This is a genomic window from Staphylococcus sp. GDX8P114P-2 (assembly GCF_017892945.1).
Taxonomy (GTDB): domain Bacteria; phylum Bacillota; class Bacilli; order Staphylococcales; family Staphylococcaceae; genus Staphylococcus; species Staphylococcus arlettae.
Map to the genome: position 1 here is coordinate 250751 of NZ_JAESMB010000014.1, position 25794 is coordinate 276544.

Here is a 25794-nt window from a genome sequence, read left to right on the forward strand (position 1 = left end):
AGTGATAAAAGGATGGTGTTTTTATGAATATTACATCAAATTGGTTGAATTTAGCTGTGGCAGATTTATCAGTGAGTGAAGGATTTTACCAAGCACTAGGTTTTACTATTAAACACAATGAAGCAATGCAAGCAAAGATGTTAGGCATAGAAACAGCAGATGGAAAAATTATTATGTTAATAGAGCAGCAACAATTTAAAAAAGCTGCGAGTCTTGATAATATTCCAAAGATAGATGGAGCTTTAATTTCACTATCAGTAGCAACGGAAGCGGAAGTTGATGACCTATTAACGCTAGTAAACCAAGCAAATGGCACAGTGTTGCAACGAGGAACTAAATTAGAAGGTTATTATGGAGGACTATTTAGTGATCCGGACGGCCACCGCTTTAATGTTATTGCGATGAGCTAAAGAGATGACAGCAATTGAATAATTCAGGAAAGAGGGATTAAACTTGATTAAAGCAATAGCAGTCGATAAAGACGGCACTTTTTTTAAGTCGGATCATACATATGATCTGGCTTATTTTGAACAATTATATAAACAAATGGAAAAGCAACAAATAAAATTTATTGTTGCAAGTGGAAATCAATATGAGCAATTGCGTTCATTTTTCCCAGGTAAAGATCAAAAAATTGTGTATGTCGCTGAAAATGGTGCATTAACTTATTTTAACAACGAACTCTTGGCTAAAGAGGCTTTTGTCGATAGTGATATACATAATGTAATAAAGTATTTACAACAAACTTACCATATTGAAAATATTATATTAGGTGGAATTAAAACAGCATATATGCTGAAAGGCACAAATCAAACCTTTATAGATTATGCACAGTTATACTATAAAAATATTACATTTGTGGATAATTTTAGTGAAGTAGTTGATGATACATTTATTAAAGTCGCTATGCGCATTCAAGATACAAATTTAGTAACTACGATTACTGAGGATTTACAACAACGGTATTCAGATATTGTCAGAGCAGTAACAAGCGGTAATGATAGTGTGGATTTACTAGTACCATCAGTGAATAAAGGTAAAGCAATACAAACTTTGCTCGACGACTGGGGAATAGCGAACCATGAATTATTAGCTTTCGGTGATGCTAACAATGACATAGAGATGTTGCAACTGACACCACACAGTTATGCTATGGCATCGTGTAGCCCTGAGTTAGCAAGAGTTGCACAATACCGTGCACCATCGAATGACGATTCTGGTGTGTTACAAGTGATTGAACAGTATCTTCAAGCCCAAGATTAGTTGATAGTGAAAAACTCAATGATTACAGATGCTAACTTCCAATATTAATAGGAAGGAGATCTGTAAAAATTGAGTTTTTTTATGTTATTTAATTATTAATACAGGTATCTCTGCGCTGTTAGCAATTTTATGTGTAACATTGCCTAGCACATTACCTAAATTAGCCTTATCGCGTTTATTACTCATGACAATAATGTCATAGGCGGAATCTTTAAGTTCTTTTAGTAAGGTCTGTTTAATAGGTCCGGAACTGAATTTTACGTTAACAGAGACACCGGTAGCTTCTAACTCTTCAATAAATGGATGTAGTTGATGTTCTTTTTCCTCAGCTATATCTTCTAAGTGTTTATTATTGTAACGCACTGAACTTTGTAATTCCGCTTCGGATATTACATTATAAAGCGTTACAGTAACATTGTCTCTTCCTGCAGCTAAGCTTTCAATTTCTTTTGGCACATTTGTAAATGAGTTGTCAAAGTCATATGCTAATAAAATATTATTATACATAGTCATTGCCTCCTTTTACTTGTTAATACCCTATTAAAAAAATTATAATGACTTAAATTTGGTATTTTGCAGTGTATAAAGTTTATATAACTATTAAAAACATAGGGAAATAGTATAGAAAAAGGCGTGTGGTAATTAGTAGTATTTACTTAGATTGCATGCTTAAGTTATTCAATATTACTTTTTAATTTATTGTCCATATCATTAGCGACGTATTCCAGTAATTGGTTAATTTCCGTTTCATCCATTTCAGGTGCTGCTTTTATTTTAATAATTAAGCCTAAATTCGTGCGAACATGAAAAGTTGGTTTATTATCTTCAGTAGTTTTTCTTAAAATTTCCATTAAAATCACTCCTGCTTATCAAATTTACGTAGCTATGAAGGAGAGGGCTGCTAACTAACGATATATGGCACGGCAAAAATAGTTTGTGAGAATAAAAGTATCAATATAAATTTATTTTACCATTTTTTGTGTGTGCATAATAGTTTCATGAATTATATAACAAAATAATAGAAAGGGAGTGGACAGAAATCTGATTTTGAAAAAATGATTTCGTCGTCCCACCCCGGCAAGGATGACTAGCATTGAAACAAGCTTGATTTGAAGCGCAATTTCAATGCAGTCAGCTACTGCCAATATAAAAGAGGCTAGGACGAATCAATATTGTCCTAGCCTCTGGACTTACTATGCATCTAAACCAACAAGCTCTTGAATATTATGATAATTATTTTGTTGTAAATAGCTAGCTAAAGCTTTATTCATTTTTTTAGTAAGTGTAGGACCTTCAAAAATAAGGGAACTATAAATTTGTACAAGTGATGCACCATTACGCATCATACGAATGACATCATCAGCAGTAAAAATACCGCCAGTACCAATAATAGGGAAGTCTCCGTTAGTGTGTTGGTATGTCCATTTAATCAATTCTAAATTACGTTCGAATAAGGGCTTGCCACTTAAACCACCAGTTTCATTTTGGTTGTTAGAAGTAAGTGATTCACGGCGTTGTGTAGTATTAGCCAAGATAATACCATCAAATGTATCAACTATTGTTGGTAAAATTTGACTTAATTCAGTTGTGGAAATATCAGACGTAAGTTTAATGAAAATAGGTTGTGTAATATTTTGAGATGCCTGAAAGTATGTTAATGTATTACAAAGCATCGCAAATTCATCTTTATCATGAAAGTTTTGTAAGTTTGCTGTGTTTGGTGAACTAATATTCACAGTGAAAAATGTCGCATCATATTTAAAAGTTTCCATGACCTTTAAATAATCTTGATAGCGTTCTTCATAAGGAGTTGTTTTATTAACGCCTATATTAATACCGATGGGCACATGATAAGCATATTTACGTAAATTACTTAATGCTTTATTCATACCAATATTGTTAAAACCCATACGATTGATAATGGCTTGGTCATCAATTAAACGATACATCCGTGGCTTAGGATTGCCAGGTTGAGGTTTAGGCGTTATGCCACCTAATTCCAAGGCACCAAAACCAGCCATTTCAAGGACTTTAGGTACTTCGCACGACTTGTCAAAGCCAGCAGCTAAACCAATAGGATTATTAAAAGTTACGCCAGCAATTTGTTGTTGTAGCGTGTCTTGTTGATAATCAAAACAGCTTTTAACTGCTGAAAGCAATTTATTATGTTTTTGGATAAATTTTAAAGCATTAATGGTCATACCATGAGCTTGTTCTGGATCGATGTTAAAGATAAGTGGTTTGAGTAATTTGTACATGATTTACGCTCCAATAGAAAAAGTTTAGTTTTGAAAAATGAAAGTTGATGTTACGACTAATTTATAAAGTTATTATTATTTTACAATAGAGTAATGATTTAAATAAAGGTTAAACGTGAAATACATTAATATGACTTGCTAATTTGGTACTTATATTGGACCACAGAGCGTATAATTTTCACGAAGGAAAGTAGGGATACGATGGATAAACAATGGATAGAACAGTTGAATATAGCAAATATAATTTCAATTACACCAATCAGTGGTGGTGATGTCAATGAGGCGTACAAAGTAGATACTAGTGATGAACAATATTTTTTACTAGTACAACGTAATCGAAACTCAGATTTTTATGCGGCAGAAATAGCTGGACTGAAACAGTTTGAAGCTGAAGGTATTCAAGCACCTATAGTAATTGATTATGGTCAAATAACAGATGATGCTTATTTATTATTAAGTTATCTAGATGAAGGAATCGAAGGTCAACAAAGTGATTTAGCGCGCTTAGTTGCCAAAATGCACCAAAATAAGCAACCAGAGGGTCAATTTGGTTTTGATTTACCGTATCAAGGTGGAGATATTACTTTCGATAATGCTTGGTCTACACAATGGCAAGATATTTTTGTGAAACAGCGTTTAGATCCTCTGAAAGACGCATTAGTGGAGAGAGGGATGTGGCAAACAGCAGATATTCAACAATATGAACAAGTCAGAGCAATTATTAATCAAAGTTTAGCTGAACATCACAGTGAACCTTCCTTGTTACATGGTGATTTGTGGGGTGGCAATCACATGTTTTTAACAGATGGCTCACCAGCATTATTTGATCCGGCACCTTTATATGGTGATAGAGAGTTTGATATTGGAATTACTATGGTATTTGGTGCTTTTAATCAGAGTTTTTATGAAACATATCAACAAGTGTTACCGTTAGCTGACGGTGCGGAACTACGGTTAGAATTTTATAAGCTCTATTTATTAATGGTACATTTTTTGAAATTTGGAGGTATGTACGCTAGCAGTGTTGAACGTAGTATGTATAAAATTATTCAAGCTAAAGCGTAAATTGGTTTTTAAGAACGTTAATACGCAATGTAATTGTTAATAAAGCACGAAAAAAGACTGGGCAATCAATGTGCACCAGTCTTTTTATTTGTAGTTACAAATCTAAAGTATCCATTTCTTTTCGTAATTGATACACTTTGTCAGGTGTTACATCTTCACCTAATGGATCTACTACTTTTAATGTTGAAAACGTATTAACAACTTGTCCTCTAATCATTTTCAAATATTCTTGTCTTAAATGATGTTGCTCGCTTTTTTCTGCAGTTGTTAGTGTAGTTACTTTTTCTTTATTTGCTAAAGCATTGATTCTATCTAATAATTCCATGTTTGTGTTCCTCCTGTATTGAATGTGGTAAGAAATAGGGAATAACATGTTCACCTATTTCCAAAATCATATCTTCATAAGTTCGATTATAATTAACGAAATGAAGCATAATATGGTTTGTTCCTATTTTTTCATATTGTTTTAACATTTGTAATAACGTATTACGTCCTAAATGATAGCCGCCTTTAATAGGTTTTAAAAGTGCATTAGGATTACTATCTAAGTCAATGGCTAAAGGATGCATAAATGGTTTGAAGTGTGTTGAATCATGCCATTCAGCGAGTAATGCTTTTTGTTGTTGGAATGCTTGTGGATAGAACATCCAACCATCCATATGCTTTTTAATCCACGTCATCGTTTGTTGTGCATATCCAGTAGCAAACATTGGAATATGTCGGTGTTTGGGTAGCACTTGCAATCCACTTTCTTCATATAGGGAAAATAAATCGTTATCGATGTGTGGTGAATGACTCTGCCACATTGACTGTAATGATTCGATTGTTTGTTGAAAAGTTGTACTTAACTGGTCGCTATCAATGTCAAAGGCAGGAAATTCAAATTTTCTATCACCTGTAGCCATACCTAGTAACAGCCGTTCATTCGATATTAAATCTAATGATGTTGTTGCTTTAGCTAGATGGATAGGATGACGTAACGTTGCTACAATACTTGAAGTACCTAAAGCAATATTAGTTGTATGTGTACTTAAATACGTTAAAAAGACAAATGGATCATAATTTGTCGTTACGTCTCCCAGATGTGGGCTATATAATGGGTTGTCTCTGACAAACAAACTACTAAAGCCGACATCATCAGCTAGACTAGCTAATCGTGCTTGTGTTGCAAAAGCATACGCATCATGAGTTGCATTGTCAAATGGCACAATTAGTCCTAACGTTAACTTCTGTGGCTGAAAAGTACGCTGAAATGTCTCGTGTTCTTCTGCTAATGTCACGTCATTACCTCCAATCTAATAAAATTAAACAACAACCATTAACTAAATAACATCCGTTGTTTAATTGGTATTATAGCACCTTTGGCTGTAAAGACAAACGACATGCTCTAGAAGAAGTTGTCTAAACAACATAGTATTAAAAACGTTGAAAAGATAAAAATTAGCATAAATTATTTGTTTTTAATTTAGTTTGATTACCAGCAAATGTTTGAATAATAATAAAATAAAATATAAATTGAACATGCAGGTCAATTTTAAGGAGGAATTATGATTTTGAGAAAATTTATTACACGAGTCATGTCAATCGCGATTATGGCATTGGCAATTGTGTCTGGCAGCTTTGTATCACAGGCACAATCTACTTCTTATCCAATTAGCCAAGACGATAAAGAAAATACGCAAGAAGTCATATTACCTAATAACGATAGACATCAAGTCGAAAACACAACTAGTGGACATTATCAGGCGGTAGGCTATGCAGATTTAGGTCAAAACATAGCTACTGGAGTGGTTATTGGTGAAAATACAGTGTTGACCAATAAACACGTTGTGAACTTATCAAATGGTAATATGAAATTTTCACCTGCTGCTTCAGATGCCTCTACATATCCAAACGGTACATTTGAAGAAAAAAGTGCTGAACCTTATCCAGGGAATGCAGATTTAGCAGTAGTACACTTCGAACCAAATGAAAATGGGCAACATGTAGGAGATGTTGTGCAACCGGCAACAATCGGTGATGCAACACAAGCTCAGAAAGGTGATGATGTTACAATAACTGGTTATCCTGGAGATAAAGAATTAGCGACAATGTGGGAAAGTAACGGTCAGATTATATCAAATGGTGATGGTGATATGACATATGATGCGAGTACTTACGGTGGTAATTCTGGTTCTGGAGTCTTCAATAGCAGTAATGAATTAATCGGCATCCATTATGGTGGTGTTGAAGGACAAAGTAATAATGCTGTGCCTTTATCTGGCGACGTATTAAACTTTATTAATGAACATAATCAATAAGGAATAATCACAGTTATCCAAAAAGACGCTAAACATATATAAATAACTTGTTAGATTGTGTTAAAGAGGCTGGGACAATATTGATTTGTCCTAGTCTCTTTTCATATTGGTAGTAGTTGACTGTTTGGTATATTGGCAGTTTTTATGCACGCTTTCCGTGGGCACTGCCTCAGCCTGTATTCTTCGGCTAGTGCTTTACCCACAGGAGTCGGCATAAATCACTGCCAACAGGATATGGGTTATATGTATCATATGATTCGATAGGTCGACATTATCTCCTACTATGTAAATATACGAAAAAGCACTACTATTTTGACAAAGCTATATAAATAAAAAATAAACAAACTCTTCGCAAATTAATGCAAAGGATTTGTCTACGTTATGGAGGCTAGAACATCATTGATTTGTCCTAGTCTCTTTCCTTATTGGCAGTTAGCTGACTGCATTGAAATTGCGCTTCAAATCAAGCTTGTTTCAATGCTAGTCATCCTTGTCGGGGTGGGAAGACGAAATCTTTTTTATTAAAATTAGATTTCTGTTCCACTCCATATTTTATTCGAAACCTCTTTTCATATGGGCAGTAGCTGACTGCATTGAAAATGCACTTCAAACCAAGCTTGTTTCAATGCTAGTCATCCTTGCCGGGGAGGGACGACGAAATCATTTTTTCAAAATCAGATTTCTATCCCACTCCCTTTTAATACTGTTAGCTTGATTAATGAAGTAAGATTTCCCGGGTTATCGCTTTATATTACATGCTACGCATAATAAATTATTAATAGTAGTGAGTATAGTTGAAGTCTCAAAAACCCTTCAAAGTCAATTTGTATAAAAAACTGCTTTAAAGGGTCGTTATGAGTGTTCGTCTACATATTGAACGTTACTTAAGAATTTTTTGAGTTAGAAAGGGTAAAGATTTTTCGATATATACTTGTGGTGACTCATTACTTGTATAAAACCAGTGATGAGCAACACCATATAAGCCCCATGATAAAAAACGTGCACTTGTAGCTAACGTCTCACGGCTTTCACTAGGATGTTGTTGTTCAATTAAAGATAAAAAGATATCTTCTAATTCTTCTTTAATACGCTTTTCGACTATCTTACCATAGGCTTCACTGTTTAATTTACACTCTTCATGAGTACTTTGAATATAACTTGTAATCGTAATAAATATATTGCAAAGTGTGTCATGATTGAGCTCTGATGAAACATTAAGTGTACTGTTTAAATTTTTCAAAATTGTTTCCGACAAAGTATAATCCATAATATCGTATTTATCTATAAAATGAGCATAAAATGTTGCTCGATTGACCGTTGCTTCATCAGTGATATCTTTCACAGTCATGGTGTGTAATTCTTTTTCTTTGGCTATTTTTCTGAAAGCATCCATCAATAACTTTTTAGTTCTAATAATACGTGGATCTATATATTCGGTAGTTGTCATTTACAGTCGCTCCTTGAATATAGAAGTTAATTAAATTATGTTTATTTCAACAATCATTGTCAATGTAAGAGATTTATGTAGGTAAATACCACTATTTAGCTGTCTGCTTGTTTTTCTTGTATTAATCCGTTAGACATACTATAAATAATGATACCAAACATAATTATAATAATACCAATAATACTAAGTGGCGTTGGAAGTGCGATGCCGAGTAACAACATTTCTCCAATTAAAGTGAAAACAATTTCCATAGCTTGAGTCGATTCGACGGCAGCTAGTTTTGCTTGGTTATGTTTCACTAGATTAGTAGCATAAAAGAATAAAAATGTCGCAATTATGCCTGAAAAGATTGCTACAATAAATGATTGTAGTGTTTGTGATGGTGATGGTAATCCGTGTGATGAGACGCCTAGCACAAAAATAACAAGCCAAATAGGCAGTGTTACTAATGTCATACCGTAGATTCGTTCAAAAGTAGATAATTGATTATCTACTAACACCATCATTTTTCTATTCCCTAAAGGATAACAAAAGCCTGCAATAACTAAAGGTACTACTGATAATAAGAAAGTCGTAAATTTAATAGAAGTTGCGTTGGGAATTTGTACCAGAATTACACCGACAATCATAATGCTGGAAATAGCTACTGAACGCCACGAGATACGTTCACGTATCAAAATTGTTTGATTACGGTAATTAACTTGTTCGTAAAATAATGGTGCTAATAATAAACCACAAATAATAGTTAATTGCCAAGTAGATGAAATCAACCAGCCAGGACTATAATCTGCAACAAATGTTATAGGAACGTAAAAACAGACGAAACCTAATGTACTCCATAGTATCCAGGCACTCAAATTTTGACGTATATGACGATGTACATGACGGTGACGTTGGTGTATAGCGACAAAAATAAGAAGCAAAGGAAACATAAATATATAACGCAATGACGCGCTAAACATCCAAGAGCCACTATTATTGGACATTACATGATTTAATATAAAGGTAAATGAAAAAAATAATGCTCCTAAAACCCCAATTAAGATAGCTTTCATTAAAACACCTCGTTAATTATATTATTATTTTAAATTTATCACTTTATTCACTAATTGCAATAAATGTTTAATAAATAAATAATATGGTTTGAATACAAATAAACAACTACTTTTTTAAATACTAAAAATAAAATTTATGAAGGCGTTTTCAAAAATTAAAAAAAGGGAATAATATTTTATATTAACTGTTCAAAGGTAAGAATAGTTATAGGGGTATGAAGTGTGAGGTAAAATCATAATGATTTTATCTGTCTATTGTTACAAGGGGGAAAACAATGGAAACAAAATTACATAGAGAGTTAAGTAATCGTCATATTCAGTTAATTGCGATAGGTGGAGCAATTGGTACAGGATTATTTTTAGGGGCAGGTCAATCCATTCATTTAGCTGGTCCATCTATATTGTTAACCTATATAATTGTTGGCTTTGTCTTATTTATGTTTATGCGAGCAATGGGTGAAATGTTATTATCCAACACGAAATTTAATTCATTTGCAGACATAACTAATGAATATGTTGGACCACTTGCTGGTTTTATCACTGGGTGGACATATTGGTTAACTTGGACTGTATCAGGTATGGCTGAAGTTACAGCTGTTGCTAAATATGTGTCGTTTTGGGTGCCACAAATACCTAATTGGATCACAGCTTTAGCTTGTATTTTATTATTATTAGCGTTTAACTTACTAAGTACTCGAATGTTTGGAGAATTAGAATTTTGGTTTGCGATTATCAAAGTAGTTACTATTATCGCTTTAATAGTAGTAGGTATTGTAATGGTGGTAATGGCAGTAAAAACACCATATGGTCAAGCAAGTGTTAGTAATATTTATAGTCATGGCGGTCTGTTTCCGAATGGAGCTTCAGGTTTTTTAATGTCTTTCCAGATGGCCATATTTTCATTTGTAGGTATTGAATTGATTGGTATTACAGCAGGTGAAACTAAAAATCCACATAAAACCATACCACAGGCAATAAATAATGTACCATTTCGTATTTTAATTTTTTACATTGGCGCGTTAGCTGTTATTATTTCTATTATTCCATGGAATGAGTTAGACCCTAATGACAGTCCATTTGTAAGATTATTTGCTTTAATCGGTATCCCTTTTGCGGCTGGTATTATTAATTTCGTTGTTTTAACTGCAGCTGCTTCTGCATGTAATAGTGGTATCTTTTCTAATAGTCGAACGCTGTTTGGTTTAGCTGATAGAAAGCAAGCACCTGAAAGGTTAGGTATAACAAATCGCAAAGGTATACCAATGAATGCACTACTTGTTTCATGTGCATGTTTATCTATTGCGGTCTTACTAAACTATTTTATCCCTAATGCAACAGCAGTGTTTGTATATATCAGTACAGTTTCCACAGTATTGAATATAGTAATTTGGACGTTAATCACCCTAGCATATTATAGATATGCTAAAAAGTATCCACAATTACATGCACAAAGTAACTATAAACTACCTGGTGGTAAGATAATGGCGCTTAGTATTATCGTCTTTTTTGCGTTTATATTTTGCGTATTATTTATTAATCCAAGCACACGTATTGGCGTTATTTTAGCCCCTTTATGGTTTGTTATTATCACATTATTTTATTTCAAACAACGACACAAATTAAAACAAAATAAGTTGTAACATAGCAATTTATTGAAAAATATAGAGGTGAGTATAATGAGTGAAAAAATTATTATGGATTGTGACCCAGGACATGATGATGCCATTGCTATGATCTTAGCAGGCGCTCGAACAAGTCACTTGGAAATTTTAGCTGTGACTACCGTATCTGGTAATCAAGCAGTGAGTAAAAATACACGTAATGCATTGAATGTGTTAGATATTATGGGCAAAGGAGAAATTCCAGTTTCTATGGGTGCATCACGACCATTGATTAAGGAGCCATCATTTGCAGAAGAAATTCATGGTGTAACTGGTTTAGACGGTCCTAAGTTACCTGAAACACCACGCCACCATGCTACACCACATCATGCTGCAGATGTTATCATTGATGCTGTTAAAAATAGTGATGAGCCAGTCACAATTGTAGCCACGGGACCATTGACTAATATTGCGACGGCATTAATTCGAGATGCTAAAATAGTACAAAATATCAAATCAATCACTATAATGGGTGGAGGTACTTTCGGCAATTGGACGCCCACAGCTGAATTTAATATTTGGGCCGATGCTGAAGCGGCGCAACGCGTGTTTAATTGTGGAGCGAGAATTAATGTGTTTGGATTAGATGTAACACATCAAGTACTTGCTACAGATGATATTATTCAACGTTTTGCGCTGATTAATAATGATGTCGCAGGCTTTGTAGTTGAGTTACTGAAATTCTTTAAGTCTACGTATAAAACACACTTTGACATGGATGGCGGTCCTATTCACGATGCATGTGCAATTTTATATTTGATTAAACCAGAATTGTTCAAAATGCAACATACGCATATTGCTATTGAACATCATTCCGCACTCACATATGGTACGATGTCTGTCGATTTGAATAATGTAACTGATGGGGAAAAGAATGCTTATTTTGCTGTAGATGTTAATGTTGAGGCCATTTGGCAAGTGATGGAGCAATTATTAGCAGATTATAACTTGTAAAACCCTTTACCGTAAGTCGTGATTACTACTTACGGTTTTTTTAATACTTTATTCCAACTAAAGTATGAGTGGGATTTGAGGACTATTAACTAGCATTGCAAAGCTATAATAAGTATACTTAATGACCACAGAAATTTTAAGAAAGGTGATTTATCAACTTGAAAAATCGTATTAACGCTATAGTTATATTTCTGTTGTTTTTAATTCCTTTATTTACAGTCATTTATTATTTTGAGCCAATTAAACATTGGATAGAGGATGTGAATGAGAAATATACTGTGACAGAAACAGGACAAGATTCAGAATCACAGCAATTTTTCAATTTTAGTAGAGAAACTGAGAATTTTGGTGAATACGAACGCAGTGATTTTGGAAATAACGCAAAACATTATGGTATAGATTATCATTTGGCAGAAGATACACCAGTAAAAGCTGTAACACATGGTACAGTTACGCGTTTATTTGATAATGAGTTTGGCGGTAAAGTGTTACAAATCACTGAAAGTAATGGCAATTATTATCAATGGTATATGCATCTAAATGATTATAAAGTCAAAGAAGGAGATACGGTAAAACCGGGGCAAGTTATTGCACTTTCAGGTAATACTGGTAAACAAACTACAGGACCACATTTACATTTTCAAAGAATGCAAGGCGGTATAGGCAATGATTACGCAGAAGACCCTAAAAACTATATAGAGCAACTACCAGAAGGTGAACGTAGTTTATATAATGCATAATTGTGACATATTAAAGTACATCAATATGATCATATTCTAAGTACCCGCGTCGGATGGCTTCCCATAAATAAAGCGCACCTATTGTTTGGCACCCAGTCCATCGTTGATTACATTGTTTTAAAGTTTCAGCTTTAGTTGTATTTGTTGGTTGATATAACCATTGAGCTGCACGTTGCAAACCGACATCTTTCACAGGAAGAATATCTATTCGGTGTAAGGTGAATATAAGATATATTTCCGCAGTCCATTGACCTATACCTTTCACTTGTGTCAAGTTGCGAGTGACTGCTGTGTTCGATAAATAAGGTAGCTTTTGGAAATCTATGTTACCAGCTTGCACATGCTCTAATAGTGCTATAATGCACTGCGTTTTCGCTCGTGATAATCCTAGTTCTTGTAGTTTTGTAGCTGATAACTTAGATAATGATGCTATTGACCAATCATCATTCACTGTCTCAGTTAAGCGTTGAAAAATCGTTTGTGCTAACTTTACAGTGATTTGTTGACCGATGATTGAGCGTATTATAGATTTTAGCGGACTTGGTCGCTTAGGAAATGTAATTGGCCCGATGTGTTTTATCAGTTTTGCCAGTTGCGCATCTTGTGTTATTAGTTGTTTAATACAAGGATGAGACAATTCAATCATATTTGAAGTTGTCATTGTGATAACCTCTCTTCTAAAAATGAACGTAATACTACAGCGTGATTATAAGTTTCATCTTTTGCCCCATACAGTAATAACAAATCATTGTTATTGTTTTTTAAGATGTCTTGAATGTTTTGGACTTCTGTTTTTTGTGCATCATTAGATTCTAGTTCCTTGAGATAAGAAGCTTTAAATTCTTCAAATTTATTTGGATCATGGTTAAACCATTTACGTAATGTAGGAGATGGGGCGATATCTTTTAACCAATAGTCTAAATTAGCATTTTCTTTTGATACACCACGTGGCCACACACGATCCACTAAGATACGAATGCCTTTAGATTGTTGTTTAGCATAGATTCTTTCGCATTTTATATGCATTTTTAAAACCTCCATGTAAGTAATAGTAATTGTCGCTCTTAACTGAATATAATATCTAGTATGTTAATTTCCTTCTTTAGTATGTTTTAATCATCGTAGTTAGTCTTGAAATTTACTATTTTGTATTTTGGGTATAGATATTATAAAGAAATAAAAGGAAGTGTTTTAACATGAATAAATTTAACAATGTTCAACCACCTAAACAATTTCAATATAAAAATCAGTCTGTTCGCATTAAAAATTATTATGAATTTAAATGTGATAATCGTATCTACTTTTCTCAAACGAAGCATATAGATTTAGCCATGCACACTTACAAGTTCGATATAGAAATCTTATCTCCAATTGACGATTATGGTTTAGCTTTAGATTTTAATGTAGTAGATAAAATTTATAAACAATATTTAGCACCGTATTTAGATAAACAATTACTCAATGAAACATTACCCGAGATGAATACGACTGCTGAAAATATTGCATTTTGGATTTGGGAACAATTTGAGCTTAACTTGCCAACTGGTAATACGTTGAAAAAACTTAATTTTTACGAAAACGCGACTCAAGGTTTAGTGTTAACAAATGAGTAAATACAATTATAGATTTTTTAGTAGACAAACACTCTATCAAATGTAGTTTAGAGTTAGTTAAAATAAATATTCTGAAAATTCAGAATGTATGTTATATTGATAGGTACATTTCATAATTTGGAGGTACCACACATGATTAAAGTCAGTCCTAAACAATTTTTATATAATGTACTTTCTGGGGTAGCTATTGCTATTATTGCGGGGTTAATACCTAATGCGATATTAGGCGAATTATTTAAAGTATTAGCACCTAAACATGAAATTTTTCAAATGTTATTACAAGTTGTGCAAGGCATTCAATTTACAGTGCCGTTATTAGTAGGTGCTTTAATAGCCATGCGTTTCCAACTGACGCCTCTGTCTACTGCTGTGGTTGCAAGTTCTGCTTTTGTAGGGAGTGGCGTAGCACAATTTAAAAATGGAGCAGTACTCTTAGTAGGGGTAGGAGATTTAATAAATACTATGCTTACTGCAGCAATTGCAGTGTTTTTTATATTAGTTATTGGGGAACGCTTTGGTAGTTTGACATTAATAATTATGCCGACATTTGTTGGTGTTATTGCTAGTTTTATAGGTTTGATTATTTTGCCTTATGTGCAATTAATAACTACAGGTATTGGAAATCTCGTCAATACATTTACTGATTTACAACCAATACTCATGTCCATACTTATAGCTATGGTATTTAGTTTTCTTATTATTTCACCTATTTCCACAGTAGCTACAGCATTAGCTATAGGTATAAGTGGTGTTGCAGCAGGTTCAGCTTCTCTAGGTATCGTAGCCTGTGAAGCAGCGCTAGTTGCAGGAACAATAAAGATCAACCGAGCAGGTGTGCCACTGACTATATTTTTAGGTGGCGTTAAAATGATGATACCTAACATGGTAAGGCATCCAATTATTTTATTACCAATCCTTACCACCGCTATTCTAACTGGTTTTGTTGGCGGATTGTTAGGCATTGAAGGAACAAAAGAATCTGCGGGCTTTGGAATTGTAGGTATGGTAGGACCTATAACATCCTTTAGATTGATGGATGGTTCACCATTATTAAATTTAATAACTGTCATCTTAGTATTTTTAGTGATACCTTTTATTATTGGTTTTGTAATTAATACCTTATATATGAAGGTTTTGAAATTATATAGTAGAGATATTTTTAAATTTTTAGCTTAATGATTTGAGCATACAAACAGGGAAGTAACGTGAAGACGTTACTTCCCTGTTATCGTTTGGCAGAGTGTTTTAATGATTCATACGGCGTAGTACTTCATTTTGGAGTGCAAGTAAAGAATTGTTGAATTTAGTATTGTCATTTTCTCCCGCACTAGTAATGAGTAGATCTACAAGCTCTGTATTAGATTTTTGTCTGAATATAGCTTCATATTGGTTTCGTTTGTGCTTGTCAATTTGATAATATTGATCAGCACCTAAACCGCCTTCGTCTATCATTACAGAAATACTATTAGAGCGTGTTTCATTGTTTTTGTCTACTTTGATTAAATCTTTTTCATGAGCAACCATGTTAATCCCTCCCAAATATATCGTTATTCGTTTAACTAACAGGAAGTGCCAACTCGCGTTTATACTAAAGGAAACGTTTTCTCACTATTAGTGTAATATTACTGGTGCGAAAATACAATACTATTGCTTGGAATTTTGTGAATCTTGCTTTGACTTACAGAAAAATTAGTAGATAGCTTAATAATTAGAGCAAAATTAGCGTCAGAAATATTACAAGAATGTAACAGAGTGAGACGTTGTAATTTTTCTGACAATAAATAAATTAGATTTGTAGTCATTTCAATGCTATTGTGACAAGTTTGATTGAAGTGCTGGAAATGCTATTCTGTCAGGCGATTGTTATTCAAAGTAACAATTAGTAAATGATGTCATACAATGAACATGTTTTGTAAACGATTTGTTATTTGAGTGTAATACAAATTTGCTGGATTTATGGTATATTAATTCTTGTCGAAAAACAAATCGTTAAAAAATTGAAATTAGCACATACGAAATTTATAAACTTAAAATAGAGTTTTACGAAGCAAAATATTGGAGGATTTATTTTATTATGAAAAAGACAGTTTTAGCATCATCATTAGCAGTAGCATTAGGTGTAACAGGATATGCAGCGAACAGCAACCAAGCTGACGCTTCTGAACAAAACATTGATAAAGCTCATTTAGCTGAGTTAGCATTAAGCAATGCTCAAGAATTAAATGAAAAACCAGTACATTCTGGTTCATATGACTATGACTTTAACTACAATGGTCATTCATTCAACTTCGAATCAAATGGTACTACTTGGACTTGGAGCTATGACGGTGGATCTTCAGCTCAAACATCAACAGATGTACAAGCACCTCAAGCACAAGCTTCAAGCCAATCTAACGCTTCAGTAGAAGCTCCTAAAGCAGTAGAAGCTCCTAAAGCTGAAACAACTAACGAAGTTCAAACAGAACAAACAAGTGCTTCAACTTCAGTTAAAACTGAAAGTGCTCCAGCACAAACAACTACAAAAACTTCAACTTCAGCAAGCACAAGCTCTTCATCAGCTTCAACTGGTGGATCAACTAAAGCTCAATTCTTAGCTGCTGGTGGTACAGAAGCTATGTGGAATACAATCGTAATGCCTGAATCAAGCGGTAACCCAAATGCTGTTAACGAATTAGGATACAGAGGTTTAGGTCAAACTAAAGAATCTTGGGGAACTGGTTCAGTTGCTGAACAAACTAAAGGTATGATCAACTACGCTAACGAACGTTATGGTTCAGTAGAAGCTGCGTTAGACTTCCGTTCTTCAAACAACTGGTGGTAAAATTTACCTCAGTATAAAGCTAAAGACTACTCAATTGAGTAGTCTTTTTTTAGTATTAATATGTTAGAATATTCAGATAAGTAAAAAGTAAGATGTATTGAACTTCATCACTATATCGGCACATTTCTGATATAAAGATACATAGGGGGAGTAATAATGGCAATGTCTGACAGATTAGCACAAATACCCGATAGTTATTTTGGTAAAACGATGGGACAAAAAGTGACACATGGCCCTTTACCATTGATTAATTTAGCTGTAGGTATTCCAGATGGTGATACACCTGATGGAATTGTTAATAAATTTATCAAAGCAGTGCAAGAACCAGAGAATCAAAAATATGTAGCATTTCATGGTAAAGAGAGTTTGAAACAAGCGATCGTTGATTTTTATCAACGTCATTATGGTGTAGCATTAGATGCCAATACAGAAGTGTGTATTTTATATGGTACTAAAAATGGCTTAGTAGCTTTGCCAACTGCTATTGTAAATCCAGGGGAATATGTATTATTGCCAGACCCAGGTTATGCTGATTATTTAGCGGGTGTCCAGTTAGCTGATGCCATCCCTAAAAAGTTGAATTTAACAGCACCTGATTATTTACCAAAATGGCAACAAATATCACAAGATGTGTTGTTAAACACGCGGTTAGTATATTTAACTTACCCTAATAATCCAACGGGGTCGGTTGCTACGCTCGAGGTGTTTAAAGAGGCAGTTACGCAATTTCAGAATACCAAAACTAAAATTGTACATGATTTTGCTTATAGTGCGTTTGGTTTTGATAGTAAAAATCCTAGTATATTACAAGTAGACGGTGCAAAAGAGTTAGCAGTGGAAATATATTCTCTTTCTAAAGGCTATAATATGTCAGGTTTTCGGGTAGGTTTCGCCGTAGGAAATAAGGATATTATTCAAGCTTTGAAAAAATATCAATCACATACACATGCTGGCATGTTTGGTGCGTTACAAGATACAGCTACTTACGCGCTCAATCATTATGATGCATTTTTAGAACAACAAAATAATAAATTCCGACAACGACGTGATGATATCACACGTGCATTAGCTGACGTTGACATACCATTTGAACCAATGAGGGGTGGCATATTTTTATGGTTGAAAACACCTCCACACTTTGACGGAGAAGGATTTGTAGAATATTTGTTACAGGAACAATCTATTTTGGTTGCACCGGGTTTTCCATTTGGGGACAATGGTCATCACTATGTACGTATGTCTTTGGCAATTGATGATGAACAGTTAGCCGTGGCAATACAACGATTGCAAAGTATCGCACATTTATATCATTAAAAAGAGAGTGGGACAATATTGATTTGTCCCACTCTCTTTTTGTATTGGCAGTAGCTGACTGCATTGAAAATGCGCTTTAAACCGAGCTTTTTTCAACGCTAGTCATCCTTGCCGGGGTGGGACGACGAAATCATTTATTCAAAATCAGATTTCTGTCCCACTCCCTATTGGACATCATAACCTTGATCTTCAATTGCAGATTTCATATCTGTGACTTCAACTTGGTCGTTATCATAATCAACTTGGACATTACCAGCTGTTAAGTCAACTTTCGCAGTTGAGACACCAGATAATTTTGTTAATGCGCCTTCTACAGCTTGTTTACAATGGTCACAACTCATACCTTCAACTTGAATTGTTTCAGTTGTCATATGAATCACCTCCTTTTAATAGCATACTGCTATAATTTCATGCGTTTCAAACGTAAAGCATTGGTTACGACACTGACTGAACTTAAGGCCATTGCTGCGCCAGCAACCCATGGAGCTAATAATCCTAGAGCAGCAATTGGTATGCCTGCAACATTATAACCGAAAGCCCAAAACAGATTTTGGCGTATATTACGTATTGTAGCCTTACTTGTATAGAGTGCTTTTGGTAAGAGTAATAAATCGCCACCTAAAATTGTAATATCAGCAGCTTCTATTGCCACTTCGGTACCTGTACCAATAGCAATACCTATATCAGCTGTTACTAAGGCAGGTGCATCATTAATTCCATCGCCAACCATTGCTACTTTTTTATTTTGTTGTTGCAGTGACTCGATGACTGCTGCTTTTTCTTCAGGTACGACGTCAGCAATAACTGTATCAATGCCCACTTGTTGTGCTATAGCGTGTGCAGTACGTTGATTATCACCAGTTAACATTACGACCTCGATATTTTGTTGATGTAGTAACTCAATCGCTTGTTGTGCTGTAGCTTTCACTGTATCAGCGACTGCGATTAAGCCACTATATTCTTTGTTAATTGCAATAAGCATAGTTGTTTTACCGGCATCTTCATAATTTTGCATAGTGTTATTAGCCATTGAAATATCTACGTCATACTGATCCATTAACTGACGATTGCCAATGAGAATAGTATGGTTGTCGACTGTAGCGACAATGCCTTTGCCAGGCAATGCTTCGAACGTTTCAGGTTGTGATAATGTTATTTCGTGCTGTTGAGCATAAGTGACTATTGCTTCAGCTAATGGATGTTCGGACCCCTGTTCAGCACTGGCCAATAATTGTAATGTAGTATTTGAACCAGTAAAATCAGTTACTTCAGGTGTTCCTTTTGTAATTGTGCCTGTTTTGTCTAAGACGATGGTATTGATATTATGAGTATGCTCAATATAAGAACCACCCTTAAATAATATACCATGTTCTGCTGCTTTTCCTGTGCCTACCATGATTGAAGTTGGTGTAGCTAAACCTAAGGCACATGGACAAGCGATTACTAAAACTGCAATAGATGCAACTAGAGCATGTTCGATTTGTCCAACTTGTACTAAAGTGATCCATACGATAAATGTTAGTATAGCAATCGCTACTACAATGGGTACAAAATAACCGGAAATAGTGTCTGCTAGGCGTTGAATAGGTGCTTTAGAGCCTTGTGCTTGTTCGACCACTTGTACTATAGAAGATAGCGCTGTATCTTTGCCTACTTTCGTTGCTTCCATAGTAATGACACCATTTTTATTCATAGTGGAACCTATGACTTCATCATTTTCAAATTTAGTTACTGGCATAGATTCACCTGTAATCATTGAAGTGTCAATAGAAGTAGTACCTTTAATCACAAGTCCATCGACAGGTATTTTTTCTCCTGGTTTAACAATAAGATGATCGCCAACAACAACTTCTTTTAATGGGATCATTTGCGTAGTACCATTACGAATTACGCGTGCTTCTTTAGCTTGTAAATTTAACAATGTACTTAAAGCATTAGTCGTTTGAGATTTAGCACGTGCTTCTAAATATTTACCTAATAAGATAAGCGTGATCAATACTGCACTTGTTTCAAAATAAAGATGTGGTGTGATTTGTGGTTGGACAATCCATTTTATAGTTTCAAATAGACTATAGAAGTAAGCAGCACTTGTACCTAATGCTACTAATACATCCATGTTAGCCGAACCACTACGTAAACTTTTGTAGGCACCTATATAAAATTGCCAACCAATACCAAATTGTACAATAGTAGCTAAGGTTAATTGAAAGTATGGATTCATTAAGATGGCGGGCATTGGCAAATTAAATAAATGAACAAACATGGTCAAGAGTAGTGGTAACGAGAGTATGGCTGAAATAATAAGTTTCAATCGTTTACGCTTTAGCTCTTTACTTTTTTGAGAAACTTTATCTCCAGCTGTTGCTTTTAGTTGCGCATCGTACCCGATATTTTGTATACGAGCAATTAACGCTTCTGGCGTAGTGACTTCTGGATTGTACGCAATGTTAGCTTGTTCTGTAGTTAGATTCACATTGGCCTGTGATACACCATCTGTACGATTAAGTATTTTTTCTACACGAGTAGAACAAGCAGCACACGTCATACCTAAAACATCGAGTTCAGTTGTTTCGGTAATTACCCCATAACCAGTATTTTGAACGGTTTCAGTGATAGTTTCGAGTGACGTAGAATTAGGATCATAGTCTACAGTCGCTTTTTCTGTTGTAGGGTTGACCGTTGCAACGACATCAGGCAATTTATTCAAATTTTTTTCTATGCGATTGGCACAAGCAGTACAAGTCATACCGGTAATACCAAACGTAGTTTTATGAGAAGTAGCCATCTCTGAGTTTCCTCCTAATGTGTTATCTTGCCTTCAATATACCCCCTATAGGTATTAAAGTCAAGCATTAAATTTAAAAAGAGTAGATGCGCACGGCCTAGTTATATATTAGGTTTCGTGGTTCTACTCTTAGCATACTAGTTATTAAATTTTGTTATTTCAAACAACCACGTTACGAGTAAAGTCATAGTGGAAATCTTAAATTAAATGTTTTTTATTGATGTCGCTTAATGCTGATATAATTTTATGACTATCTTTATTCAAGTGTTGAAGGTATACAGTGTTATGCTTTTTGTTAAACTGTTCAATAAGTGTATCTATGGCATTGACAGCAGAGTCATCCCATAAATGTGCATTCTTAAAATCTAAATAAATTGTTTTATTTGTTACATCAAAATCGAGTTGATTCATTAAAGCATCAATAGAGACAAAAAAGATTTGACCACTAATTGAATAGTAAATCGTATCAGCTGAGTCACTGCGTTTAACTGTAATATTAGAAATTTTTGTGGCAAAGCACAATGCGCTGACAATAACACCAGCTACGACGCCTAAAGCTAGGTTATCTGTAGCTAAGACAATAGCGACAGTTAACAACATCACTACTGCATCTGTACGTGGTGCGTTTTTTATAAAATTGAAAGATTTCCAATTGAAGGTACCTACTGACACCATAACCATTATGCCCGCAAGAATCGGCATAGGAATTTGAATGACCCACTCACCAAAGACTAGTATTAAAATCATTAAAAATACACCAGCTGTAAAAGTAGATAAACGTGTCGTAGCACCAGAACGTACATTAATAACAGATTGACCAATCATAGCACAACCGCCCATGGCACCAAAAAAGCCGGTAATTAAATTAGCAACACCTTGGCCACTAGATTCTCGGTTTTTATTACTAAAACTATCAGTAGCATTGTCTACGATACGTGCAGTTAATAAACTTTCAACTAAGCCCACTATAGCCATGGACAATGAATAAGGAAAAATGATTTTCAACGTTTCAAACGTAAATGGTACATCTGGTATTAAAAAATGTGGTAATGTACGTTTGATATCACCTAAATCACCAACAGTCTTAACATCTGCACCAGTTAACATTGCTGTTATGGTTAATAAAATAATTGCGATTAATGGTGCAGGAATACGTGTGAATACTTGAGGTAACAAATATATAATAAGTAAGGTAATAATGGTAAAGACATAAGTAGCAATAGAAATGCCAAAAATATGTTTGAGTTGTGTAAGGAAAATTAATATTGCTAAAGCATTAACAAAGCCAATCATGACAGAGTTTGGAATAAATTTCATTAAACGTCCGATTTTTAAAATTCCAAATAAAATCTGTAAAATTCCCATTAAAATAGTAGCGGCAAATAAGTAGTTTACACCATAATCTCTTACTAACGGAACAACTACTAAAGCAACAGCACCTGTAGCTGCTGAAATCATTGCTGGTCGTCCACCAACAATAGAAATGACTACTGCAATAATGAATGAGGAATATAAGCCCACCATCGGATCAACGCCGGCGATTATAGAAAAGGATAACGCTTCAGGTATAAGGGCTAAAGCGACAACGATACCAGCTAAAACATTAGTAACGGGGTCAGTTAGCCATTCTCTTTTTAATTTAGATAACATGCTTTTTACTCCTTGATTTGATTTCAATTTAACTATTATATCATAGAGAAAATAGCAACATTAGTGCAGATGTGACAATTTTGTCATTTGAGATAGGTAATTTGTTAGGTGAATGCAGCGAGAAAAAAATTTAATTTCTATACAATAGATTTATCGATAATAACAAAAAAGGAGTGTTTAAGTTGGTATTATTAAATGTCAAAGGACTTACTAAAAATTACGGTAATCGATTTCACCAACAACAAGTGCTAAAAGGATTAGATTTTGCCATTGAAAAAGGTGAATTTGTGTCGATTATGGGCCCATCTGGTTCAGGTAAAACAACATTGTTAAATGTCTTAAGCTCTATAGACTATATTACAAGTGGGACTGTCGAAATAAATGGACATGAGCTTAGCAAAATGAAAAATAAAGAATTAGCAGCATTTCGTAAAAGTGAAGTGGGCTTTATTTTCCAAGATTATAGTGTGTTAAATACGTTAACGGTTAAAGAAAACATAATGTTACCACTGTCTATAAAAAAATTGTCTAAAGAAGAGATGACTCAGAGTTTTAATGAAATTACTGAAGCATTGGGTATTTATGACATTCGCGATAAATATCCGAGTGAAATTTCTGGAGGCCAACAACAGCGTACAGCAGCAGCGCGTGCATTTGTTCATAAACCTGCTATCATTTTCGCAGATGAACCTACTGGAGCACTGGATTCTAAAAGTGCACAAGATTTGTTGTTTAGATTAGAAGAAATGAATAAACAATTTAATGCGACCATTGTAATGGTGACACATGATCCAGTTGCAGCAAGTTATTCGAATCGTGTCATTATGCTAAAAGACGGAAATATTCATTCCGAGTTATACCAAGGGGACGATAATAACAAAGAATTTTATCGAAATATTATTTATATGCAAGCAACCTTAGGTGGTGTCGTGAATGACATTTAATCAAATCATTTTAAAGAACTTTAAGAACAATATACGTTACTACGGTATGTATATATTTTCTTTAATAACAAGTATCGTCTTGTTTTTTAGTTTTGTGACATTAAAGTATACAGAGAGTATTAATAATGAAGATTCTAGTACGATAATTAAAAAAGGTGCAGAAATTGGGGCTAATTTTTTATTCGTCATAATTATTATATTTTTAATGTATGCAAATTACTTATTTATTAAACGTCGCACAAAAGAGTTTGCTATGTACCAATTAATCGGACTAACAAAATATCATTTGTTACGTATTTTATTTTTAGAACAAAGTGTCATGTTTATCTCGACAGGACTTGTTGGAATCTTTATAGGTGTTTTTGGTTCTAAAATTTTATTGATGATCGTTTTAAAAATGTTAGGGATAAGTATAGGCGTATCGATAGGATTTCAATACATGGCAGTTATCCAAACTGCGATTATGCTGTTCATTGCATTTGTTTTAATTTTAGTTCAAAGTTATATATTTATTAAAAAACGTAGTATTTTATCGCTGATGGATGATAAAGCGAAAGCTGATACGACACACAAAAAAATTACTGTCTTAGAAGTAATAGCTGGTGCGTTCGGTATTATTATGATAGCTACAGGTTATTATTTGTCGACAGAAATGTTCTCTAAATTTATTACTCAAGTAGGTATACTTATACCAGGTATTTTAATTTTGACTATAGGCGGGGCGTATTTATTTTTCAGAAGTTCCGTATCGGTTATTTTTAAATCACTGAAACGCTTTAAGCGTGGGCATGTATCTATCACAGATGTGGTGTTTACAGCTTCGATAATGCATCGTATGAAAAAGAATGCTTTATCTCTAACAATTATAGCTACTATTTCAGCTGTCACAGTGACTGTATTATGTTTTAGCGCGATAAATAAAGCGCAAGGTGACGATATGGTTGATATGCAATCACCGCAAGATATTGTTTATAATGACCAACAATCTGCTAAGAAATTAGAAAAACAATTGAATCAACATAATATCGATTATAATATTGCGTATAAAGAAGTTGCTTATGTGCCGATAAAAAAACAAGACGTGTTCAACATTGGTTCGCAAAATGTTAAAACTTCTAATGTTGTCATAACAAGTGACAAGTATTTTAAAGGTATTGAGGCACATGGTCATAAAGGGCAAGTCATCATGCCTAAATCGGCACAAGGTAATTATGACTTTAAACTGGGGCAGGACATTGTTTTCAAAGGTGACAGAGATGTTGCGATTAAATTTAATACAGAAAAAACTATAAACGCTTTTCAATCAACGGTCTCGTTTAATCAACCAGTCTTTTTGCTTAGCGATAACTTGTATCAATCATTAAAATCTTCTGCCGAGGAGACGAATAAACAATATGGTTTTACGATAAAAAATCATGACGATATGACTCAAGCGACAGACTTATCGCAAAGTATTGAACCTAAAATTGAGACACGTGATGCGATTCAAGATCGCGTACATCAATCTATCGGTATATTATTGTTTGTGACATCATTTTTAGGACTGGCTTTTTTAGTAGCATCTGGCTGTATAATTTATATCAAACAGATGGATGAAACCGAGGATGAAATCGAAAATTATCGTATTTTATGTAAAATGGGCTATACGCATCGAGATATGTTACGAGGGTTAAGTCTAAAAGTAATGGTTAATTTTGGTTTACCACTTATCGTTTCATTAGGTCATGCATTCTTTGCAGCTACAGCATTTAATCAAATTATGGGAACACAACAAATGCTGCCAATATACATTGTGATGATAGCTTATTCCATTGTATATTGTATATTTGGCATAATGTCATTTATACATTCTAGTAGAACAGTGAAGCACGCTATTTGAATTTAGCACTTGTAAGTAAAATAAGAAGTGGCATCTTATAGACTG

General features: G+C 34.2%; 26 protein-coding genes. 13 read left to right on the top strand and 13 right to left on the bottom strand.

The features are described from left to right. Nucleotides 1-23 precede the first annotated feature (23 nt). Both KA845_RS08425 and KA845_RS08430 read left to right on the top strand, forming a co-directional pair. Complete coding sequence (locus KA845_RS08425) at nt 24-410, top strand: VOC family protein (protein WP_103388194.1); 387 nt, start codon at nt 24-26, stop codon at nt 408-410. 43 nt (nt 411-453) lie between these two features. Then, the gene (locus KA845_RS08430; RefSeq protein WP_021459616.1) at nt 454-1263 is read left to right on the top strand and encodes a Cof-type HAD-IIB family hydrolase; all 810 of its coding nucleotides are present in this window, start codon (nt 454-456) and stop codon (nt 1261-1263) included. Nucleotides 1264-1347: 84 nt separating this feature from the next. Here KA845_RS08430 and KA845_RS08435 read toward each other — a convergent pair whose 3' ends face one another. The 3 genes from KA845_RS08435 to KA845_RS08445 form a co-directional block, all read right to left on the bottom strand. After that, complete coding sequence (locus KA845_RS08435; protein WP_103388193.1) at nt 1348-1770, bottom strand: universal stress protein; 423 nt, start codon at nt 1768-1770, stop codon at nt 1348-1350. Between the two features lie 167 nt (nt 1771-1937). After that, the gene (locus KA845_RS08440; protein ID WP_021459614.1) at nt 1938-2114 is read right to left on the bottom strand and encodes a hypothetical protein; all 177 of its coding nucleotides are present in this window, start codon (nt 2112-2114) and stop codon (nt 1938-1940) included. A gap of 342 nt (nt 2115-2456) precedes the next feature. Next, nucleotides 2457-3521 (bottom strand): quinone-dependent dihydroorotate dehydrogenase, encoded by a 1065-nt coding sequence (locus tag KA845_RS08445; RefSeq protein WP_103388192.1) that lies wholly within the window; start codon nt 3519-3521, stop codon nt 2457-2459. 201 nt (nt 3522-3722) lie between these two features. On the opposite strand from KA845_RS08445, the gene KA845_RS08450 reads away from it, so the two are divergent. Then, on the top strand, nt 3723-4586 hold the full coding sequence (locus KA845_RS08450; RefSeq protein WP_210127963.1) for a fructosamine kinase family protein: 864 nt from the start codon (nt 3723-3725) through the stop codon (nt 4584-4586). A 94-nt stretch (nt 4587-4680) separates the two neighbouring features. On the opposite strand, the gene KA845_RS08455 is transcribed toward KA845_RS08450, so the two are convergent. Together KA845_RS08455 and KA845_RS08460 are read right to left on the bottom strand one after the other, a co-directional pair. Further along, on the bottom strand, nt 4681-4911 hold the full coding sequence (locus KA845_RS08455) for a DUF896 domain-containing protein (RefSeq protein ID WP_002508821.1): 231 nt from the start codon (nt 4909-4911) through the stop codon (nt 4681-4683). Beyond that, on the bottom strand, nt 4895-5866 hold the full coding sequence (locus KA845_RS08460; RefSeq protein WP_002508820.1) for an LLM class oxidoreductase: 972 nt from the start codon (nt 5864-5866) through the stop codon (nt 4895-4897). Before KA845_RS08460 ends, KA845_RS08455 begins: the two co-directional genes overlap by 17 nt. Nucleotides 5867-6133: 267 nt before the next feature. Here KA845_RS08460 and KA845_RS08465 point away from each other — a divergent pair, with 267 nt between their 5' ends. Continuing rightward, nucleotides 6134-6886, top strand: a complete 753-nt coding sequence (locus KA845_RS08465; protein ID WP_021459610.1) for a trypsin-like serine peptidase — start codon at nt 6134-6136, stop codon at nt 6884-6886. 880 nt (nt 6887-7766) lie between these two features. On the opposite strand, the gene KA845_RS08470 is transcribed toward KA845_RS08465, so the two are convergent. Both KA845_RS08470 and KA845_RS08475 read right to left on the bottom strand, forming a co-directional pair. Then, nucleotides 7767-8333, bottom strand: coding sequence for a TetR/AcrR family transcriptional regulator (locus tag KA845_RS08470; RefSeq protein WP_002508818.1), 567 nt, complete (start codon nt 8331-8333; stop codon nt 7767-7769). 95 nt (nt 8334-8428) lie between these two features. Further along, complete coding sequence (locus KA845_RS08475) at nt 8429-9388, bottom strand: DMT family transporter (protein ID WP_021459609.1); 960 nt, start codon at nt 9386-9388, stop codon at nt 8429-8431. Nucleotides 9389-9663: 275 nt separating this feature from the next. Here KA845_RS08475 and KA845_RS08480 point away from each other — a divergent pair, with 275 nt between their 5' ends. From KA845_RS08480 to KA845_RS08490, 3 genes are all read left to right on the top strand, one after another. Then, nucleotides 9664-11028: an amino acid permease gene (locus KA845_RS08480; RefSeq protein WP_021459608.1), complete on the top strand. Its 1365-nt coding sequence runs from the start codon at nt 9664-9666 to the stop codon at nt 11026-11028. A 36-nt stretch (nt 11029-11064) separates the two neighbouring features. Next, nucleotides 11065-12003, top strand: a complete 939-nt coding sequence (locus KA845_RS08485; RefSeq protein ID WP_002508815.1) for a nucleoside hydrolase — start codon at nt 11065-11067, stop codon at nt 12001-12003. Nucleotides 12004-12161: 158 nt separating this feature from the next. Then, nucleotides 12162-12743 (top strand): M23 family metallopeptidase, encoded by a 582-nt coding sequence (locus KA845_RS08490; RefSeq protein ID WP_204176799.1) that lies wholly within the window; start codon nt 12162-12164, stop codon nt 12741-12743. 10 nt (nt 12744-12753) lie between these two features. Here KA845_RS08490 and KA845_RS08495 read toward each other — a convergent pair whose 3' ends face one another. Together KA845_RS08495 and KA845_RS08500 are read right to left on the bottom strand one after the other, a co-directional pair. After that, the gene (locus tag KA845_RS08495) at nt 12754-13404 is read right to left on the bottom strand and encodes a DNA-3-methyladenine glycosylase family protein (RefSeq protein ID WP_002508813.1); all 651 of its coding nucleotides are present in this window, start codon (nt 13402-13404) and stop codon (nt 12754-12756) included. Continuing rightward, complete coding sequence (locus KA845_RS08500; protein ID WP_002508812.1) at nt 13401-13769, bottom strand: DUF488 domain-containing protein; 369 nt, start codon at nt 13767-13769, stop codon at nt 13401-13403. The genes KA845_RS08495 and KA845_RS08500 overlap by 4 nt, the downstream gene beginning before the upstream one ends. Before the next feature lie 170 nt (nt 13770-13939). Between KA845_RS08500 and KA845_RS08505 the strand changes: the two genes are divergently transcribed. Beyond that, nucleotides 13940-14356, top strand: coding sequence for a 6-pyruvoyl trahydropterin synthase family protein (locus KA845_RS08505; RefSeq protein ID WP_002508811.1), 417 nt, complete (start codon nt 13940-13942; stop codon nt 14354-14356). 132 nt (nt 14357-14488) lie between these two features. Further along, the gene (locus KA845_RS08510) at nt 14489-15532 is read left to right on the top strand and encodes a PTS sugar transporter subunit IIC (protein ID WP_103388531.1); all 1044 of its coding nucleotides are present in this window, start codon (nt 14489-14491) and stop codon (nt 15530-15532) included. Between the two features lie 69 nt (nt 15533-15601). On the opposite strand, the gene KA845_RS08515 is transcribed toward KA845_RS08510, so the two are convergent. Next, on the bottom strand, nt 15602-15880 hold the full coding sequence (locus KA845_RS08515; RefSeq protein ID WP_002508809.1) for a hypothetical protein: 279 nt from the start codon (nt 15878-15880) through the stop codon (nt 15602-15604). 550 nt (nt 15881-16430) lie between these two features. Here KA845_RS08515 and KA845_RS08520 point away from each other — a divergent pair. Both KA845_RS08520 and KA845_RS08525 read left to right on the top strand, forming a co-directional pair. Next, on the top strand, nt 16431-17177 hold the full coding sequence (locus KA845_RS08520; RefSeq protein ID WP_002508808.1) for an aggregation-promoting factor C-terminal-like domain-containing protein: 747 nt from the start codon (nt 16431-16433) through the stop codon (nt 17175-17177). A gap of 156 nt (nt 17178-17333) precedes the next feature. Then, nucleotides 17334-18491, top strand: coding sequence for an aminotransferase class I/II-fold pyridoxal phosphate-dependent enzyme (locus tag KA845_RS08525; protein ID WP_103388532.1), 1158 nt, complete (start codon nt 17334-17336; stop codon nt 18489-18491). A gap of 164 nt (nt 18492-18655) precedes the next feature. On the opposite strand, the gene copZ is transcribed toward KA845_RS08525, so the two are convergent. The 3 genes from copZ to KA845_RS08540 all read right to left on the bottom strand — a co-directional run bounded on the left by copZ (nt 18656) and on the right by KA845_RS08540 (nt 22926). Further along, a complete protein-coding gene (gene copZ, locus KA845_RS08530) occupies nt 18656-18862 on the bottom strand; it encodes a copper chaperone CopZ (protein ID WP_002508806.1) in 207 nt (68 codons plus the stop codon). A 29-nt stretch (nt 18863-18891) separates the two neighbouring features. Next, entirely contained in the window at nt 18892-21276 is a 2385-nt protein-coding gene (locus KA845_RS08535; protein WP_002508805.1) for a heavy metal translocating P-type ATPase, read from the bottom strand. A 198-nt stretch (nt 21277-21474) separates the two neighbouring features. Further along, nucleotides 21475-22926: a SulP family inorganic anion transporter gene (locus KA845_RS08540; RefSeq protein ID WP_103388533.1), complete on the bottom strand. Its 1452-nt coding sequence runs from the start codon at nt 22924-22926 to the stop codon at nt 21475-21477. A 182-nt stretch (nt 22927-23108) separates the two neighbouring features. On the opposite strand from KA845_RS08540, the gene KA845_RS08545 reads away from it, so the two are divergent. Both KA845_RS08545 and KA845_RS08550 read left to right on the top strand, forming a co-directional pair. Next, on the top strand, nt 23109-23870 hold the full coding sequence (locus KA845_RS08545) for an ABC transporter ATP-binding protein (protein WP_103388534.1): 762 nt from the start codon (nt 23109-23111) through the stop codon (nt 23868-23870). Beyond that, entirely contained in the window at nt 23860-25749 is a 1890-nt protein-coding gene (locus tag KA845_RS08550) for an FtsX-like permease family protein (RefSeq protein ID WP_002508802.1), read from the top strand. Before KA845_RS08545 ends, KA845_RS08550 begins: the two co-directional genes overlap by 11 nt. The last annotated feature ends 45 nt before the right edge of the window (nt 25750-25794 follow it).

Excerpts from the sequence above, each read along its gene's own strand:
- KA845_RS08550 (WP_002508802.1), top strand. The coding sequence starts at position 23,860 with ATGACATTTAATCAAATCATTTTAAAGAACTTTAAGAACAATATACGT.
- KA845_RS08505 (WP_002508811.1), top strand. The coding sequence starts at position 13,940 with ATGAATAAATTTAACAATGTTCAACCACCTAAACAATTTCAATATAAA.
- KA845_RS08540 (WP_103388533.1), bottom strand. The coding sequence starts at position 22,926 with ATGTTATCTAAATTAAAAAGAGAATGGCTAACTGACCCCGTTACTAAT.
- copZ (WP_002508806.1), bottom strand. The coding sequence starts at position 18,862 with ATGACAACTGAAACAATTCAAGTTGAAGGTATGAGTTGTGACCATTGT.
- KA845_RS08515 (WP_002508809.1), bottom strand. The coding sequence starts at position 15,880 with ATGGTTGCTCATGAAAAAGATTTAATCAAAGTAGACAAAAACAATGAA.
- KA845_RS08475 (WP_021459609.1), bottom strand. The coding sequence starts at position 9,388 with ATGAAAGCTATCTTAATTGGGGTTTTAGGAGCATTATTTTTTTCATTT.
- KA845_RS08520 (WP_002508808.1), top strand. The coding sequence starts at position 16,431 with ATGAAAAAGACAGTTTTAGCATCATCATTAGCAGTAGCATTAGGTGTA.
- KA845_RS08500 (WP_002508812.1), bottom strand. The coding sequence starts at position 13,769 with ATGCATATAAAATGCGAAAGAATCTATGCTAAACAACAATCTAAAGGC.
- KA845_RS08470 (WP_002508818.1), bottom strand. The coding sequence starts at position 8,333 with ATGACAACTACCGAATATATAGATCCACGTATTATTAGAACTAAAAAG.
- KA845_RS08425 (WP_103388194.1), top strand. The coding sequence starts at position 24 with ATGAATATTACATCAAATTGGTTGAATTTAGCTGTGGCAGATTTATCA.
- KA845_RS08455 (WP_002508821.1), bottom strand. The coding sequence starts at position 4,911 with ATGGAATTATTAGATAGAATCAATGCTTTAGCAAATAAAGAAAAAGTA.
- KA845_RS08510 (WP_103388531.1), top strand. The coding sequence starts at position 14,489 with ATGATTAAAGTCAGTCCTAAACAATTTTTATATAATGTACTTTCTGGG.
- KA845_RS08440 (WP_021459614.1), bottom strand. The coding sequence starts at position 2,114 with ATGGAAATTTTAAGAAAAACTACTGAAGATAATAAACCAACTTTTCAT.
- KA845_RS08445 (WP_103388192.1), bottom strand. The coding sequence starts at position 3,521 with ATGTACAAATTACTCAAACCACTTATCTTTAACATCGATCCAGAACAA.
- KA845_RS08535 (WP_002508805.1), bottom strand. The coding sequence starts at position 21,276 with ATGGCTACTTCTCATAAAACTACGTTTGGTATTACCGGTATGACTTGT.
- KA845_RS08525 (WP_103388532.1), top strand. The coding sequence starts at position 17,334 with ATGGCAATGTCTGACAGATTAGCACAAATACCCGATAGTTATTTTGGT.
- KA845_RS08485 (WP_002508815.1), top strand. The coding sequence starts at position 11,065 with ATGAGTGAAAAAATTATTATGGATTGTGACCCAGGACATGATGATGCC.
- KA845_RS08450 (WP_210127963.1), top strand. The coding sequence starts at position 3,723 with ATGGATAAACAATGGATAGAACAGTTGAATATAGCAAATATAATTTCA.
- KA845_RS08495 (WP_002508813.1), bottom strand. The coding sequence starts at position 13,404 with ATGACAACTTCAAATATGATTGAATTGTCTCATCCTTGTATTAAACAA.
- KA845_RS08465 (WP_021459610.1), top strand. The coding sequence starts at position 6,134 with ATGATTTTGAGAAAATTTATTACACGAGTCATGTCAATCGCGATTATG.
- KA845_RS08435 (WP_103388193.1), bottom strand. The coding sequence starts at position 1,770 with ATGTATAATAATATTTTATTAGCATATGACTTTGACAACTCATTTACA.
- KA845_RS08480 (WP_021459608.1), top strand. The coding sequence starts at position 9,664 with ATGGAAACAAAATTACATAGAGAGTTAAGTAATCGTCATATTCAGTTA.